12 protein-coding genes are annotated in these 17,073 nt (G+C 71.6%); 9 read left to right on the top strand and 3 right to left on the bottom strand.

What is annotated here, in order from left to right; translation table 11 throughout:
- The first annotated feature begins 76 nt into the window (after positions 1–76).
- The 6 genes from PUR53_RS43865 to PUR53_RS43890 all read left to right on the top strand — a co-directional run bounded on the left by PUR53_RS43865 (position 77) and on the right by PUR53_RS43890 (position 10,037).
- Positions 77–1,330 (top strand): ATP-grasp domain-containing protein, encoded by a 1,254-nt coding sequence (locus PUR53_RS43865; protein ID WP_329897289.1) that lies wholly within the window; start codon positions 77–79, stop codon positions 1,328–1,330.
- On the top strand, positions 1,327–2,670 hold the full coding sequence (locus tag PUR53_RS43870; RefSeq protein WP_329912225.1) for a hydrolase: 1,344 nt from the start codon (positions 1,327–1,329) through the stop codon (positions 2,668–2,670). Before PUR53_RS43865 ends, PUR53_RS43870 begins: the two co-directional genes overlap by 4 nt.
- Positions 2,667–3,896: an MFS transporter gene (locus PUR53_RS43875; protein WP_329912226.1), complete on the top strand. Its 1,230-nt coding sequence runs from the start codon at positions 2,667–2,669 to the stop codon at positions 3,894–3,896. The genes PUR53_RS43870 and PUR53_RS43875 overlap by 4 nt, the downstream gene beginning before the upstream one ends.
- Positions 3,897–4,211: 315 nt before the next feature.
- The gene (locus PUR53_RS43880; RefSeq protein WP_329912227.1) at positions 4,212–7,997 is read left to right on the top strand and encodes an ABC transporter ATP-binding protein; all 3,786 of its coding nucleotides are present in this window, start codon (positions 4,212–4,214) and stop codon (positions 7,995–7,997) included.
- 85 nt (positions 7,998–8,082) lie between these two features.
- Positions 8,083–8,463: a hypothetical protein gene (locus PUR53_RS43885; RefSeq protein WP_329897285.1), complete on the top strand. Its 381-nt coding sequence runs from the start codon at positions 8,083–8,085 to the stop codon at positions 8,461–8,463.
- 140 nt (positions 8,464–8,603) lie between these two features.
- On the top strand, positions 8,604–10,037 hold the full coding sequence (locus tag PUR53_RS43890; RefSeq protein WP_329897284.1) for a S28 family serine protease: 1,434 nt from the start codon (positions 8,604–8,606) through the stop codon (positions 10,035–10,037).
- An 84-nt stretch (positions 10,038–10,121) separates the two neighbouring features.
- Here the strand turns inward: PUR53_RS43890 and PUR53_RS43895 are convergent, their stop codons facing one another.
- Together PUR53_RS43895 and PUR53_RS43900 are read right to left on the bottom strand one after the other, a co-directional pair.
- Positions 10,122–10,787, bottom strand: coding sequence for a hypothetical protein (locus PUR53_RS43895; RefSeq protein WP_443080436.1), 666 nt, complete (start codon positions 10,785–10,787; stop codon positions 10,122–10,124).
- Positions 10,788–10,974: 187 nt separating this feature from the next.
- Entirely contained in the window at positions 10,975–12,780 is a 1,806-nt protein-coding gene (locus tag PUR53_RS43900; protein WP_329912228.1) for a glycoside hydrolase family 3 protein, read from the bottom strand.
- Between the two features lie 726 nt (positions 12,781–13,506).
- Between PUR53_RS43900 and aroA the strand changes: the two genes are divergently transcribed.
- Genes aroA through PUR53_RS43915 form a run of 3 tightly spaced genes read left to right on the top strand, consistent with a single transcriptional unit; the run spans position 13,507 to position 16,102 of the window.
- Positions 13,507–14,742, top strand: coding sequence for a 3-phosphoshikimate 1-carboxyvinyltransferase (gene aroA / locus PUR53_RS43905; RefSeq protein ID WP_329912229.1), 1,236 nt, complete (start codon positions 13,507–13,509; stop codon positions 14,740–14,742).
- Positions 14,739–15,479 carry a peptidase E gene (locus PUR53_RS43910; RefSeq protein WP_329897281.1) on the top strand — a complete coding sequence of 247 codons (741 nt, stop codon included), beginning with the start codon at positions 14,739–14,741 and terminating at the stop codon, positions 15,477–15,479. Before aroA ends, PUR53_RS43910 begins: the two co-directional genes overlap by 4 nt.
- Positions 15,480–15,508: 29 nt before the next feature.
- Positions 15,509–16,102 (top strand): sugar O-acetyltransferase, encoded by a 594-nt coding sequence (locus tag PUR53_RS43915; RefSeq protein ID WP_329897280.1) that lies wholly within the window; start codon positions 15,509–15,511, stop codon positions 16,100–16,102.
- A 9-nt stretch (positions 16,103–16,111) separates the two neighbouring features.
- Here the strand turns inward: PUR53_RS43915 and PUR53_RS43920 are convergent, their stop codons facing one another.
- Entirely contained in the window at positions 16,112–17,050 is a 939-nt protein-coding gene (locus tag PUR53_RS43920; RefSeq protein WP_329897279.1) for an MHYT domain-containing protein, read from the bottom strand.
- Positions 17,051–17,073 lie beyond the last annotated feature (23 nt).

The following is a 17,073-nucleotide window of genomic DNA, read 5'->3' on the forward strand; positions in this document are numbered from 1 at the left end:
CTGCCCGCGCCCCTCGAACTGATCGCCCCCACCCTCGGACTGATCGCCCCCACACGCCTCTTCAAGGAGTTCTGACATGCACGTCCTCATGATCGAATGCAACCCGAACGGCATGGCCGGTATCGCCAACGCCCTGGATCTCGGCCACGACGTCACCCTCGTCTCGGTCGACCCCGACTTCTACCTCGCCGTCTCCCCGCTCACCGAGGCCGCCTACGCGCACCCCAACTGCCGGGTCGTCAAGAGCGAGAAGGCCTTCTCCATCGAGGAGCTGACGGCCCTGGCCCGCGAGGTCCACGCCGAGCGCCCGGTGCACGGCGTGACCACGTACAGCGAGTACCACACCGTCCACACCGCAGCCGTCGCCGAGGCGCTGGGCCTGCCCGGGATGAGCGTCGACGGCGCCCGCAACGCCCGCCACAAGCACCTGACCCGCCTCACCCTCGACGGCGCGGGCATCCGGCAGCCGCGCTTCGCGCACGTCTCGGACCCGACGAAGGTCGAGGCGGCCGTCCGCGAGATCGGCTTCCCCTGCGTGGTGAAGCCGTCCGACGGCACCGCCAGCCTGCACGTCCTGCACCTGAAGGACGAGGACGACCTGACCGCCTACCTGGCCGAGCTGGCGGAGGTCGTCGACTACGGGCGCGGCGTCGTCCGCATCCCGGACATCCTGATCGAGGAGTTCGTCACCGGCGAGCTGATCTCGGTGGAGTCGTGCGTGCTCGGCAAGGGCGAGGTCGTCAACCTCGGGCTGACCGACCGCCCGCTGAGCGGCTTCCCGCACTTCATCGAGATGGGCGCCACCTACTTCACCGGACACCCGCTCCAGGACGAGCTGTTCGCGATGACCACCAAGGTCCTGGACGAGCTGGGCGTCGACTTCGGCTTCATCCACACCGAGTTCCTGCTCGGCCCCGACGGCCCGGTGCTGTGCGAGGTCAACGGCCGGCTCATCGGCGGCATCGTGCCGAGTCTGATGCAGATCAGCTCCGGTGTGGACGCCTATCTGGAGGTCATCCGCCAGGCCCTCGGCGAGCGCCCCGAACTGCCCTTCCCCGGCGAGACGATCGCGGGCGGCCACTGGTTCGGCTCCCCGCTCGCCGGCACGGTCGAGTCGATCGGCTTCGACGGCCTGACGGACCTGCCCGGCTTCCACAGCGCCCTCGCCTACAAGAAGCCCGGCGTCGAGGTCAGCCGCCTGTCCAAGAGCAACTTCGACTGGATCGGCCACGTCATCTTCACCGGCGCCGACCGCGACGAGGTCAACAAGCGCAACGAGGAGGCCCTGGACGCCATCGAGCTGCGCCTCAAGGTCGAGGTGGCCCGATGAGCGAGGCCGCGGACGGCCGCACGGGGACGGCCACCCTGCACGGGGTGGCCGTACCGGCCCTCGACCCCGAGGCCCGCTACGACGTCACGACGCAGGACGGCCTCTTCACCGCCTTCACCCCCACCGGCCCCCGGCAGGGCGGCGAAACCGAGCTCTGGCCCGGCTACACCGAGGCCCACGCCCATGTCTCGCTCCCCGCGAACTGGGACGACACGGTCGAGGACCCCCGGATCGTGGCCCTCCAGTACCTGTACCACGGGGTCACCCACGTCGTGGACATGTTCGGGTTCCCGCTGGTCGCCGACGCCTGGGCGGGTGGCCGCGAGGCCTCCCCGTGGCCGTACCCGGAGATCGTCCACTGCGGCTACGCGGTGACGGCGACGACCGACGCGGCGGGCCGCACCGGCCACGGCGTCGAGTTCCCCGCGCCTGTCCACATGCTGGCCGTCGAGTCCGACCTCGACCACGCCCTGCGCGCCAACGCCGAACGCGGCGGCACCTTCCTGAAGGTGATGTTCACCGACGGCACCGAACAGCCCGGCAGCCCGGTCCGCTTCTCCCGTCTGTCGGAGAAGGTCCTGCGCTTCACCGCCCGCATGGCGCGGGAACGCGGTGTCACGGCCGTCATCGACTGCAACACCCTCCAGGAGACCCGCTGGGCGTACGCGTGCGGCTTCCGCCTCTTCGCCCACACCGTGCGCGACCGCACCCTCGACGCCATCGACTGGAAGGAGTTCGAGGGGGCGCGCTTCGTGTCCACCCTGGCCGGCCTCCGCCCGATGATCATGACGGGGGAGGAGTTCCTGACCGAATACTCCCGCGAGGGCTTCGTCGAGACCCAGGACGTCCGCAACCTCGACTTCGTCAAGGGCATCGAGAAGCCGTACGGCATCGAGTACGGCGTCCAGGAGACCCGGACCGCCGCCCTCGCCGACATGCGCCGCAACGCCCTCGCGGCGCTCGGCCGGGGCGACCTGCTTGTCGGCACCGACTCCGGCAACACCGGCGCCTACCACGGCTACTCCCTGCTCAGCGAGCTGGACCTGCTGCGCGGCGACGACACCTCCCTGGACGGGATGCTGCGCCACCAGGCCACGGTCGGCGGCCGCCGGTACTTCGCGGAACTCAGCGGCGACACGACCGGCACGCACCCTCTCCGGCCCGGCGCGCCCGCCACCTACAACCTCCTCCACCCCTCCGCCCCCGACCGCCCGCTGTCGGCCCTGCCCGTCCGCACCGTCGTCCGGGGCACGGAGATCGACCGTCCGGCGCTGGCCCGCGCGATAGCGGACCTGCGCACCCCCCGTACTCCGTCCGACCCGAAGGGAACGGCCGCGTGACCATCGAACGCAGGCGGGCTCTGATCGGCGTGAACGCCGGCATCTTCCTCGCCCACATCGGGAACTTCATCTGGTTCCCCGTACTCGTCGCCTCCCTCGGCGGCACCGACAGCGGCTTCTGGGCCGGGGTCGTGATGTGCATGACCTACGTGGGCCGCCTCGCCGCGACCTTCTTCTACGAGGGGGTCGCCGCCCGGATCGGCATCCGGGGCGCGGTGTTCGCGGGCACCGCGACGGAGGCGGTGGCCCTGTTCCTGATGGGCTTCGGCGACGGCGTCCTCGTCTACTCCGTCCTGGCCTTCCTCATCGGCCTCGGCTCCGGCACGGCCTTCCCCGGCCTGAAGAACATCCTGGTCTCGTACCCCGACGACGAGCGCCCGAAGGCCTTCTCGACCTTCCAGATGTCGGCGCAGGTGGGGCTCTTCGGCGGCGCGCTGGTCGGCGGTCTGCTCGCGGACGTCGATCTGCGCACCCTGTTCTCCGTCGTCTTCGCCATCTTCATCGGCTTCTGCCTGGCGTCGTCGGCGTTCATCCCGAGGGACGGCTTCGGGAGCGTGGACAAGCCGGTGGACCGAGTCCCCCTGCTGAGCACGGCGGTCTTCAAGGGCATCGAGGTCCGCGGCGCCACCCGCTACTTCCTGCTCTCCGCCGTCTTCTGGTTCCTGTCCATCGGCTTCATGGTCGGCATCCCGCTGCACATGGAGGAGTACGCGTCCGGATGGGCCCCGTCGGCCCCCTTCTGGATCACGGGCCTGACGGTGCTGGTGCTGCAGTACCCGCTGTTCAAGTTCCTGATCAAGCACCTGCGGCCGGGGGCGGTGATGGCGCTGGGTCTGGCAGGGATGACGGTCGCCTTCACGGCGTTCGGTGCGGGCCGCACCGCCCCGTGGGTGGTGGTGGGCTGCCTCACCGTGGTGCTGGGCGAGATCCTCTTCGTCCCCTCCTTCGACATCTGGGTCGCCCGCAAGGTCCCGGCGGACCGCCTCGCCAAGGCGATGGGCGCGATGCACTTCTTCCGCAGCGCCGGCAACATGGTCGGCTCCCTGCTGGCGGGCCTCCTCTTCGACCTCGCCCTGACCTGGGACGTCCCCGGCGCGAACTGGTACATCGCCGCGCTGATCGCTGCCGGGTGCGCCGCGGTCTGCTTGTTCAGCCGGGACGAAGGGGCGGCGGAGGCCGCCGCCCCGGAGCCGGCGGAGGAGGAACGAGCGGAGGCACCGGCGTAGGGGGCGCCTCATGGCTCGGGGGGTGCCTGTTTCGTCGGCGGGTGCGGGTGAGTGGGGCTTCTCGCGCAGTTCCCCGCGCCCCTAAAAGCCCAGGCCCCTGCGGGCCTGGAAGACCACGGGGCCGCGGGCCTGAAAAGCGACGGGGCCGGGGGCTTGAAAAGCACGGGGCGCAGCCCCTGCTTTTCAGGGGCGCGGGGAACTGCGCGAGAACCCCCACCGGAGCCGCACCCGCCGACGAAACAGGCACCCCCCGAGCCAAAACGCGCCCCCAAATATTGCGGCGGGATGAAATCCCTCTCCCGCCGTGTTGGTCTCATGCGGAGACCAGGACGAACGGAGGGCACCGGCGTGGTAGCGCAGCAGGGGGGCGACCGAGGTTGGGCGCGCAGACTGGCCGGATACGCCTGGCGGTACCCCAAGGACGTGATCCTCGCCCTCGGCTCGTCACTGGCCGGCATGGCCGTGATGGCCCTGGTGCCCCTGATCACCAAGGTGATCATCGATGACGTGATCGGGGACAAGACCCGGGACATGGCCCCCTGGGCGGCGGCCCTGATCGGCGCCGCCCTCCTCGTCTACGTGTTCACCTACATCCGCCGCTACTACGGCGGCCGCCTCGCCCTCGACGTCCAGCACGACCTGCGGACGGAGATGTACGGCACCATCACCGGCCTCGACGGCCGCCGCCAGGACGAGCTGTCCACCGGCCAGGTCGTCGGCCGCGCCACCAGCGACCTCCAGCTGATCCAGGGCCTGCTCTTCATGCTGCCGATGACCATCGGCAACATCCTGCTGTTCCTGATCTCCCTCGTGATCATGGCGTGGCTGTCCCTCCCGCTCACCCTGGTCGCGGTCGCCGTCGCGCCCGCCCTGTGGTGGATCGCCCAGCGCAGCCGCACCAAGCTGCACCCCGCCACCTGGTACGCCCAGGCCCAGGCCGCCGCCGTCGCGGGCGTGGTCGACGGCGCCGTCAGCGGCGTACGCGTGGTGAAGGGGTTCGGGCAGGAGGAGCAGGAGACCGGCAAGCTCCGGGAGGTCGGGCGGCGGCTCTTCGCGGGCCGGCTGCGGACCATCCGGTTCAACTCCCGCTACACCCCCGCCCTCCAGGCGGTCCCCGCCCTCGGCCAGGTCGCCATGCTGGCGCTCGGCGGCTGGCTGGCCGTCCGGGGCCACATCACGCTCGGCACGTTCGTCGCGTTCTCCACCTACCTCGCCCAGCTGGTCGGCCCGGTCCGCATGCTCGCGATGGTCCTCACCGTCGGCCAGCAGGCCCGCGCCGGCACGGAACGCGTCCTGGAACTGATCGACACCGAGCCGACGCTCGCCGACGGCACGAAGACCCTCCCCGCCGACGCGCCCGCGACCGTCGAGTTCGACGACGTGTCCTTCGGGTACGAGGGGCCCGACGGCAGGACCACCCCCGTCCTCGACGGCCTCAGCTTCGAGATCCGGCCCGGCGAGACCCTCGCCGTCGTCGGCTCCTCCGGCTCCGGAAAGTCGACCGTCTCGCTCCTCCTGCCCCGCTTCTACGACGTGACGCGCGGCGCCGTCCTCATCGGCGGCCACGACGTCCGCGAGCTGACGCAGGACTCGCTGCGGGCCGCGATCGGACTCGTCCCCGAGGACTCCTTCCTCTTCTCCGACACCGTGCGCGCCAACATCGCGTACGGCCGCCCCGACGCGACCGACGAGCAGATCGAGACCGCCGCCCGCGCCGCCCAGGCGGACCGTTTCATCGCCGAGCTGCCGGAGGGCTACGCCACCAAGGTCGGCGAGCACGGCCTCACCCTCTCCGGCGGCCAGCGCCAGCGGATCGCCCTCGCCCGCGCCCTCCTCACCGACCCGCGCCTGCTCGTCCTCGACGACGCGACCTCGGCGGTGGACGCCCGCGTGGAGCACGAGATCCACGAGGCGCTGGCCCACGTCATGGAGGGCCGCACCACCCTCCTCATCGCCCACCGCCGCTCCACCCTCGGCCTCGCCGACCGCATCGCCGTCCTCGACGACGGCCGCCTCGCCGACATCGGCACCCACGAGGAGCTGGAGCGCCGCTCGGCCCTCTACCGCCGGCTGCTCACCGACCCGGACGAGCTGGGCGGCGTCTCGCCCGGCCACCTCCCGCCGACCTCGCTCGCCAAGGCCGAGGACACGTCCGCCCGCGACTCGATACGGGACGAGCTGGACGCCGAGTTCGACGCCGAGCGCGGCATCACGCCCCGGCTGTGGACGGGCGACCGGGAGCCCCGGGACACCGCCTTCGCCGGCACCCCCGCCACCCCCGAACTCCTCGCCCAGGTGGAGGCGCTGCCCCCGGCGACCGACACCCCCGGCATCGACGAGGCCCGCGCGGTCGCGCCGGAGGAGTCGTACGGCCTGAAGCGGCTGCTGCGCGGCTTCGGCCTGCCCCTCCTCCTCAGCCTGGCCCTGGTCGCCGTCGACGCGGGCATGGGCCTGCTGCTGCCGGTGCTGATCCGGCACGGCATCGACGACGGCGTCTCCCAGGCGGCCCTCGGCGCGGTGTGGGCCGCGTCCCTGCTGGGGCTGGTCGCGGTCGTCGCCCAGTGGGCGGCGCAGATCGGTGAGATGCGGATGACCGGCCGCACCGGCGAACGCGTCCTCTACTCCCTGCGCCTGAAGATCTTCGCCCAGCTCCAGCGCCTCGGACTCGACTACTACGAGCGGGAGTTGACCGGCCGGATCATGACGCGGATGACGACCGACGTCGACGCGCTCTCGACCTTCCTGCAGACCGGACTGGTCACCGCGTTCGTCTCCGTCGTCACCTTCTTCGGGATCATGGTCGCCCTGGTCGTGATCGACGTCCAGCTCGCCCTCGTCGTCTTCGCCACGCTCCCGCCGCTGATCGTCTGTACGGTCTTCTTCCGCCGGGCGAGCGTGAAGGCGTACGAGCTGGCCCGCGAGCGGGTGTCCGTGGTCAACGCGGACCTCCAGGAGTCGGTGGCCGGGCTGCGGATCGTGCAGGCGTTCCGGGGCGAGCGCACGGGCGGCGAGCGCTTCGCGGCCGGCAGCGACAGCTACCGCCGGGCCCGCGTGCACGGCCAGTGGCTGATCTCGCTCTACTTCCCGTTCGTGCAGTTCCTGTCCTCGGCCGCGGCGGCGGCCGTCCTGATCGTCGGCGCCCACCGCGTCGACGCGGGCACCCTCACCACCGGCGCCCTGGTCGCCTACCTCCTCTACATCGACCTCTTCTTCGCCCCCGTCCAGCAGCTCTCCCAGGTCTTCGACGGCTATCAGCAGGCCACCGTCTCCCTGGGCCGCATCCAGGAACTCCTCCAGGAGCCGACGTCGACGAAGGCGGCCCCCGAACCGCTGGAGGTGCTGTCCCTGCGCGGCGAGATCGCCTTCGAGGACGTGGACTTCGCGTACGGCGCCGCCGACGAGGCCGAGGAGGCCCTCAGCGGTGTGAGGCTGTCCATCCCCGCCGGGCAGACCGTCGCCTTCGTGGGGGAGACCGGCGCCGGCAAGTCGACGCTGGTCAAGCTGGTCGCCCGCTTCTACGACCCCACCGGCGGGCGGGTCACGGTCGACGGCACCGATCTGCGCGACCTCGACCTCACCTCCTACCGGCACCGGCTCGGTGTCGTGCCGCAGGAGGCGTACCTGTTCCAGGGCACGATCCGGGACGCCATCGCCTACGGCCGCCCCGAGGCCACCGACGCCGAGGTGGAGGCGGCCGCCCGTGCCGTCGGCGCCCACGACATGATCGCCACGCTCGACGGCGGCTACCTCCACGAGGTCGCCGAACGCGGCCGCAACCTCTCCGCCGGCCAGCGCCAGCTCATCGCGCTGGCCCGCGCGGAGCTGGTCGACCCCGACATCCTGCTCCTCGACGAGGCGACGGCGGCCCTGGACCTGGCTACCGAGGCCCAGGTCAACCACGCCACCGACCGTCTTGCCGGCCGCCGTACGACCCTGGTCGTGGCCCACCGCCTCACCACGGCCGCCCGTGCCGACCGCGTCGTCGTGATGGACCACGGCCGGGTCGCCGAGGACGGCACCCACGACGAACTGCTGGCCCGCGACGGCCGGTACGCCGCCCTCTGGCGCACCTTCGTGGGCGAGCCGGCGCTGCGGGCCTAGGGGGTGTTGCGCCCAGCGCGCGCAACCGTTCGAGGGGGGCGTGCGTCCGTACATCAGTACGGTCGTGTGACGGGAGGGGCAGCGGGTGATCAGGCGGGGAACGCGTCGGCCGACGGCGCTCGTGCTGGCCGTGCTGGCGATCGCCGGTCTGCTGACCCTGGCGGGACCGGTGACGAGCGCGGAGGCCGCCGCCTCGTCCTGCCCCGGCCGCAAGGTGCGGACGCTGACCTTCGACACCGGGACCGTACGGGTCTACCGCAAGGGCACCCGCTACGTCTGTGCCGTCCTCGTGCCCCGGAAGCAGGCCCGCAAGGGCGTCATCCGCATCCGGGCCTGGGGCGGCCGGTGGGTCCGCAACGAGAAACGCCCCGCGGGCCCCGTGACCGTCCACGCCGGCCGACGCGCCGTGTGGATCAAGGCCCGCGTCGACGGCAGGACCTACGACTCGGGCTGGATCCTTCGCTGAACCTCCCCCCGCCGCACAGGGTTTTCCCTATCGCTCCCATCTGCGGCCGGAAGCAGTCCAGTTGGCCCCTTTCCTCCCTGGTGCCCCGGCGGTCGCTCCGATAGCTTCCGGCGCACAGCCGCTGCATAGGGGAGAAACGCATGCGCAAAGCACTCAGGTGGGTGCTGTCGCTCGTGGTGCTCATCGGCACATTGAGCACGGCGGGGGCGGCCAACGCCGCCGGGTCGTCGGGCACCGCCGACATCAAGGACCGACTGCTCGCGATACCGGGCGTGAGCCTCATAGAGGAGAAGCCGTACCCCGGTTACCGCTTCTTCGTCCTGGGCTTCACCCAGCCCGTGGACCACCGTCACCCGTCCAAGGGCACGTTCAAGCAGCGGATCACGGTGCTGCACAAGGACACGGCCCGCCCGACGGTCTTCTACACCGGCGGCTACAACGTCTCCACCAACCCCGGCCGCCGTGAGCCCACGCAGATCGTGGACGGCAACCAGGTCTCCATGGAGTACCGCTTCTTCAGCCCGTCCCGGCCCGACCCGGCCGACTGGTCCAAGCTCGACATCTGGCAGGCGGCCAGCGACCAGCACCGGATCTTCAAGGCGCTGAAGAAGGTCTACGGCAAGAAGTGGATCTCCACCGGCGGCTCCAAGGGCGGCATGACGGCCACCTACTACGAGCGCTTCTACCCGAAGGACATGGACGGCGTCGTCGCGTACGTCGCCCCCAACGACGTCGTCAACAAGGAGGACTCGGCGTACGACCGGTTCTTCGCCAAGGTCGGCACCAAGGAGTGCCGCGACCGGCTGAACGCCGTGCAGCGCGAGGCGCTCGTCCGTCGTGAGCCGCTGGAGAAGAAGTACGCGGAGGTCGCCGCCGCCGAAGGCTTCACCTTCAAGACGGTCGGCAGCCTCGACAAGGCGTACGAGGCGGTCGTCCTCGACTACGTCTGGGGCTTCTGGCAGTACAGCACGCTCGCCGACTGCGACAGCGACGTCATCCCGAAGGACGCCAAGAAGGCCACGGACGACGAGATCTGGACCTCCGTCGACACGATCTCCGGCTTCTCCTTCTACACCGACCAGGGCCTGGAGCCGTACACGCCGTACTTCTACCAGGCCGGTACGCAGCTGGGCGCGCCCACGATCCACTTCCCGCACATCGAGAAGAAGTACATCCGCTACGGCTACCAGCCGCCCCGGAACTTCGTCCCGCGCGACATCAAGATGAAGTTCCAGCCGTACGCGATGCGGGACGTCGACACCTGGGTCCGGAACAACGCCAAGCAGATGCTCTTCGTCTACGGGCAGAACGACCCGTGGGGCGCCGAGCCGTTCCACCTGGGCAAGAAGGCCCGTGACTCGTACGTGTTCACGGCTCCCGGCGCCAACCACGGTGCCAATGTCGCCGGTCTCGTCGAGGCGCAGAAGGACCTGGCCACCGCCCGGATCCTGAAGTGGGCGGACGTCGCCCCGGCCGCCGTCCAGCAGGACCCGAGCAAGGCGAAGCCGCTGGCGAAGTTCGACTCCAAGCTCGACAAGCGTGATGTCGAGCGGGAGCCGGCGCTGAGGCCGTAGGACGCCTGAGCGTCACCGCAGCCGTCACGCAGCACAGAAGCCGAGCCCCGGGCCGCCGACCAGCGGCCCGGGGCTCGGCTCCTGTCACACAGGCACCGCGCACCCCACCGGCCGGCTGCCGCCCAGCCGCACGTACAGATCGGTCCTGGCCGGACACTGCGCTTCGCTGTCGACGGCCGTCGTCACCTCGTACTCGGGAGCGTGCCTGCCGCCGCCGTCGCAGGCGGTCTCGCGGACCTCGCCCCGGCCGGCACCGTAGACGCAGTCGCCGACGATGGTGCGGGGGCCGCCACCGCCGCCGGGATCACCCGGGTGCGGCGGCTGGAGCCCCCGCATGCACGCGTAGCCCTGCGGTACGGAACCGTCGCCGTCCTCGTCGTAGCCGTCCTGTTCGTCGGTGGACTCGCTGATGTGCAGGACGAAGTCGGTCGTCGGCGGGCACAACGGCCCCTGCCCGACCCTGCCGTCGTGCCGGGCCACGACCCGGGCGGCCGCCCGCTCGCTCGCACAGGGCACCTCGGTGAAGCTGGTCGTCCCGAACGAACTGCACTCGTCGACCCCGAGGAACACCGTCCCGTACCCGGTCGGCCGGGTCGGGGTGCCGGTCGTGGTCGCGGCCGCCCGCTCCCCGGGCCCCTCGCCGACCCCGCCCGACCAGGCCTGACATCCGGAGAGCGCCGCCACGGCGAGTACGACGGCAGTCAGGAGCACCCCTGTGCACACCTGTCGAACGAGACACACCCCGCGCATGGCCACCCCCCGATGAACCTCCGTCCAGCGTGACCCCACGTCGAGGGCCACGCCAGACATACCGTGTGCTTTGCGCCTGTTGGGGGTGGTGCGCGAGGAGTGCGGCGTAGGCCCTGTACGCCAGCGGCCTTACACGAGGGTCCGCAGGTCAGGGCCGTACACCAGTGCTGTACACCGGCGGCGTGCGTCAGGGTCCGTACGTCAGGCCGTGGCCGATCGGGTACAGCACCTTCGTCGGTTCGTCGGCCCGCTGCACCGGCACCGGCAGCTTCCCGCGCGGTGCCACCCGCCCGGCCAGGACCCGGGCCGCCGCCCGCACCTCGACGTCCGTCCAGGAGTACGCCGCCAAGTAGCCCTTCACCTCCGGGAGTTGGGCCACGTCGTACGGGTTGCGGATCGCGACGGCCACCACCGGCACCCCGGTGGCCAGCAACCGCGCGACCAGGGTCCGCTGGGTGCTGCCCGCCGTCACGTTGTACGTCCCCACGACCACCGCGTCCTTGTCCCGGGCCGCCGCCACGGCCTGGTCGATGAGGGCCTGCGTGGGTGCCGTACCGGTCGACAGGCTGGTGGCCGTGAAGCCCAGGGAGGCGAGTTCGGCGGCGAGGACGGTCGTCGGCGGTCCTGTGGTGCCCGACGGGGAGGCCGGGTCGGCGCCCACCACCAGCACGTTCCGGTGCGTACGCCGGGACAGCGGCAGCAGCGAACCCTCGTTGACCAGGAGGGTGGTGGTCCGTTCGGCGATCCGGTCGGCGGTCTCCAGGTGCCGCCGGATCCCCACGACCCGGTCGACACCGGCGTCACTGACGTACGGCCGCTCGAACAGCCCGAGCTTCGCCTTGAGCCGCAGGATCCGCAGGATCGACTCGTCGAGCCGCGCCTCGGTCAGTTCGCTGGAGCGTACGGCGGCGAGGACCGCGTTCCACGCCACGTCGATCGACGGCGGATTGAGGAGCTGGTCCACGCCCGCCTTCAGCGCCAGCACCGGCACCTGGTCGTCCCCGTACTTCTCGCGCACACCCTGCATACCGAGCGAGTCGGTGACCACGACCCCGTCGTAGCCGAGCTGCTCGCGCAGGATGCCGGTGAGGATCGGGCGGGAGAGGGTGGCCGGGGCGCCGGAGGGGTCCAGCGCGGGGACCATGATGTGCGCGGTCATGATCGAGTCGATGCCGGCGCGGATCGCGGCGCGGAACGGCGGGGCGTCCAGGGCGGTCCACTGCTCCCGGGTGTGCTCGATGACCGGGAAGCCGTAGTGACTGTCGACGGCTGTGTCCCCGTGCCCCGGGAAGTGCTTGGCGGTCGCCGCGACCCCGGCCCCCTGGTACCCCTTCACCTGCGCGGCGACCAGCCCGGCGACGGCGTCCGGGGCGGCGCCGAAGGAGCGTACGCCGATGACGGGGTTGGCCGGGTTGACGTTCACGTCGGCGACGGGGGCGTAGTCCTGGCGGACGCCGATCGCCCGCAGTTCGGCTCCGCCGACGCGGGCGGCCTCGCGGGCGTCCGCGCGGGAGCCGCCCGCGCCGAGGGCCATCGCACCCGGCAGCAGGGTGGCGGGCTTGCCGACCCGGGCCACGATGCCGTGTTCCTGGTCGGTGGAGACGAGGACGGGCAGGCCCCGGGGGAGGCCGAGGGAGGCGCGCTGGATGCCGTTGGAGAGGGCGGCGATCTGGTGCGGGTCGCGGGTGTTGTGCGCCCAGGAGAAGTAGATGATCCCGCCGACCCGGTACCTCTCCAGCAGCTCGGCGGCCGTGCGGACGCCCAGCTCCTGGAGGTTGGCGTCGATGTCGGCCTGGTCCGGGGCGGTCGCCGAGTGCCCGTAGACCCGCATCACGAAGAGCTGGCCGACCTTCTCCTCGAGGCTCATGCGCGCGACGAGGGCGCGGAGCCTCTTGTCGTCGTGGGGGTGGGGGCCGGCCTGGGCGTCGGTGCCGAGGGCCAGGGCCGAGGTGACGCCTGCGGTGGCGGCGAGAACGGTACGTCTGGTGGGCACGTGCGTCGCTCCTTCCGGAGGACTGAAGGAAACTTCCAAGGTGTCACGATTATCCGGGAAGTTTCTTCCGGTCAAGGGAACGCGGCGCGTGCGGAGGGGTGCTGAGGGGCCGTCACCGGCGCTGTGGAGGGGGGCGCGCCGGTGACGGCGTGCGGCCGGCCGCAGGCGGCGGAGAGGGTAGGTCAGCGATCGCAGCCAGCAGCGAGGCCGACACCGCACTGCGGAGACTCATCCGGCGGCATGCGGGTTGGACGGGGCGGGGTGGGTTCGGGTTCCCGGGGAGGGGCGGGTTTCTGGAATTCGGTACGGGTGGGGTGGGTGTGGCGCCTGGGAGCTCGGGGGGTTCGGTGCGTCGGCGGGCGCGGCTCCGGTGGGGCTTCCCGCGCAGTTCCCCGCGCCCCTGAAAAGCAGGGGCTACGCCCCGTGCTTTTCAGGCCCGCAGCCCCGTGACCTTTCACCCCCCCCAGCCCCGTGACCTTTCACCCCCCCAGCCCCGCGATCTTTCACCCCTGCAGCCCCGTGATCTTTCAGGCCCGCAGGGCCTGGTCTTTTAGGCCCGCAGGGCCTGGTTTTTAGGGGCGCGGGGAACTGCGCGAGAAGCCCCACCGGAGCCGCGCCCGCCGACGCACCGAACCCCCCGAGCTCCAAGGCGCCCCGGCCCCCACCCCCGTCCCACGACCCGGACACATCCGCACCAACCCCACCCCACGGTTCACCATGACCCGCATGCCGACCGTCGCCATCCCCGGTTCCAAGTCCCTCACCGCCCGCGCCCTCTTCCTCGCGGCCGCGGCCGACGGCGTCACCACCCTCGTACGCCCCCTCAGGTCCGACGACACGGAGGGCTTCGCGGAGGGCCTCGCCCGCCTCGGTTACCGTGTCGGCCGTACCCCCGACACCTGGCAGGTCGACGGCCGCCCCCAGGGCCCCGCCGTCCCGGAGGCCGACGTCTACTGCAGGGACGGCGCCACCACCGCCCGCTTCCTGCCGACCCTCGCCGCCGCCGGCCACGGCACCTACCGCTTCGACGCCTCCCCCCAGATGCGCCGCCGCCCCCTCCTGCCGCTCACCCGCGCCCTGCGCGACCTCGGCGTCGACCTGCGCCACGAGGAGGCGGAGGGCCACCACCCCCTGACGGTCACCGCGAACGGCGTCCACGGCGGCGAGGTCGTGCTGGACGCCGGCCAGTCCTCCCAGTACCTGACCGCGCTGCTCCTGCTCGGCCCGCTCACCCGCACCGGCCTCCGTGTCACCGTCACCGACCTGGTCTCCGTGCCGTACGTCGAGATCACGATCGCGATGATGCGGGCGTTCGGCGTGGAGGTCGGCCGGGAGGGCGACACGTACGTCGTCCCGCCGGGCGGCTACCGGGCGACCACGTACCCGATCGAACCCGACGCCTCCACCGCCAGTTACTTCTTCGCGGCCGCCGCCCTCACCGGCGGCGAGGTGACCGTGCCGGGTCTCGGCGCGGGCGCGCTCCAGGGCGACCTGGGCTTCGTGGAGGTGCTGCGGCGGATGGGCGCGCGGGTGGAGGTGGGCGACGACCGCACGACGGTGACCGGCACCGGCGAACTGCGCGGTGTCACCGTCAACATGCGGGACATCTCCGACACCATGCCGACCCTCGCCGCGATCGCCCCCTTCGCCTCGGGGCCGGTGCGGATCGAGGACGTGGCCAACACCCGGGTGAAGGAGTGCGACCGCCTGGAGGCCTGCGCGGAGAACCTCCGCCGCCTGGGCGTGGACGTGACGACCGGCGCCGACTGGATCGAGATCCACCCCGGCACCCCCCGAGGCGCGGAGATCAGGACCCACGGCGACCACCGCATCGTCATGTCCTTCGCCGTGACCGCCCTCCGCACCCCCGGCATCACCTTCGACGACCCGGGGTGCGTCCGCAAGACGTTCCCGGCCTTCCACGAGGCGTTCGAAGCGCTCCCGCTACCCTCCGGAGCATGACCGCCCCCGAACCCACCATCGTCGCGACCTCGGGCGGCCACCGCATCGGTGACCGCACCCGGGTGACCTTCCATTCGCTCGTGCACCACGCCGTGGAGCTGTCGGGGGTGAACGGGCGGCGGCCGAGGGTCATGTACGTCGGTACGGCGGTCGGCGACTCCGAGCACATGACCGCGCGCATGAGCGAGGCGGCACGGGTCGCGGGCTTCGACCTGACCCCGCTCGCGCTCTTCCCGATGCCCAACATCGAGGACATCGAGGCGGCCGTCCTCGCCCAGGACGTCGTCTGGGTCATGGGCGGCTCGGTCGCCAACCTGCTGGCCGTCTGGCGCGTCCACGGCCTCGACGGCATACTCCGCCGCGCCTGGCGGTCCGGCGTCGTCCTGAGCGGCGTCAGCGCGGGCTCCATCTGCTGGTTCCGGGGCGGGACCACGGACTCCTTCGGCCCCCGACTCCGCCCGGTGACGGACGCGTTGGCGTACCTCCCGTACGGCAACGGCGTCCACTACGACAGCGACGCGGGCCGCCGTCCCCTCGTCCACAGCCTCGTCGCCGACGGCACGCTCCCGGAGACCCACTGCACGGACGACGGGGTCGGGCTCGTCTACCGGGGCACGCGCCTGGTGGAGGCGGTCGCCGAACTCCCGGGCAAGGGGGCGTACATAGTGCGGCGCGACGGCGACGCGGCGGTGGAGGAACGAGTGACCCCGCGGCTCCTGCCCGAGCCGCGTCAGTAACAACGCTACGAGGAAGGGAGACTCCCGCGGTGTCGGGTTCTCGTGAGGAAGAAGTACTGGCCCGGATCGCCGAGGGCCGCGTCTACACCGAGTCCGAGGCGGCCTTCCAGGCGCCTCGACGGCGTACGGACCAGATCTTCGAGTACAACCGGACCCCGCCGGGCGAGGCGGAGAGGCGTCGCGCGCTGCTCGTCGAGATCTTCGGGGCGGTCGGTGAACGCACGGTGCTGCTGCCGCCGTTCCACGCGGGCTTCGGCAGCAACGTCCACATCGGCGACGACTTCTTCGGCAACGTGAACCTGACGTTCGTCGACGACGTGGACATCCACATAGGCAACGATGTCATGATCGCTCCCAGCGTGACGCTGACCACGACGGGGCACCCGGTGCACCCCTCGCGCCGCGCCGACTTCGGCCGGTTCTCCGAACCGATCGTGATCGAGGACAAGGTGTGGATCGGCAGCAACGCGGTGGTCCTGCCCGGCGTCCGCATCGGCTACGGGTCGGTCATCGGCGCCGGCAGCGTCGTCAGCCGTGACATCCCGCCGATGACCGTCGCGCTCGGCACACCGTGCCGGGTGGTCCGCGCCATCACGGACGAGGACCTCACCACCCGGTCGTGAACCGCCGCCTCACCACTCCCGGACGCGGCGCCCCGCGCCCTGCGGCTCCTGGCGCGGGCGCCGGGGCTGTGGATCGAAGAAGGACGTGGGGGAGGAGTCGTCGGGGTGCTGGAGCGGGACGTCGGGGCGGTCGGTTGGCCGGAGCTGCCAGGGCTGCCGGGGCTGCGGCCGCTGCCGCTCCGGCTGCCGGCCGGCCGTGCGGTCCCAGTCGCCCTCGCCCAGGACGAGCATCGGGTCGAACATCACGACGACCCCCGCGAGGAGCAGGAAGATCACCGGCCCGATGAGCATCGGCAGCAGGATCGTCGTGGGTGACTCACCGGTGAACGTGCCGCCGGTCGTGCCGTGCAGACGCACCCCCACCGCCGCCATCCCGGTGTAGTGCATGCCGGACACGGCCACCCCCATCACCAGGCTGGCCCCCAGGCTCGTCACGAAGCCCCGGATCGACACCGCCGCCCAGAGCGCGGCGGTCGCGGCGACGATGGCGATGCCGACCGAGAGGGCGACGACGGCCAGATCGTAGTGGATGTAGCCGTGCAACTGGATGGCGGCCATGCCCAGATAGTGCATCGCGGCCACCCCGAGGCCCGTCACGCATCCCGCCGCGCAGAGGGTGGACCTGCTGACGCCGCGGTAGCCCACGGCGAAGACCCCGATGCCGACGACGGTGACGGCGACGGCGAGGCTGAGCACCGTCAGCCCGACGTCGTAGTGGATGGGGCTCTCCTTCACCCGGAAGCCGACCATCGCGATGAAGTGCATCGTCCAGATGCCGCAGCCGATGCTCGCCGCCCCGAGGGCCAGCCAACCGGGCTTCCAGGACCGCTCGTTGTAGACCGACCTGACCACGCAGCGCAGTCCTAACGCGGCGCCCAGGCACGCCATGACATAGGCGGCCACCGGGGTGACCGCACCGTAGCTGAACCCGTCGACCGTGCCTTGCATATGCCAAATCCCCCCGATACGTA

This window comes from Streptomyces sp. SP18BB07 (genome assembly GCF_036322545.1).
Classification (GTDB): Bacteria; Actinomycetota; Actinomycetes; order Streptomycetales; family Streptomycetaceae; genus Streptomyces; species Streptomyces deccanensis.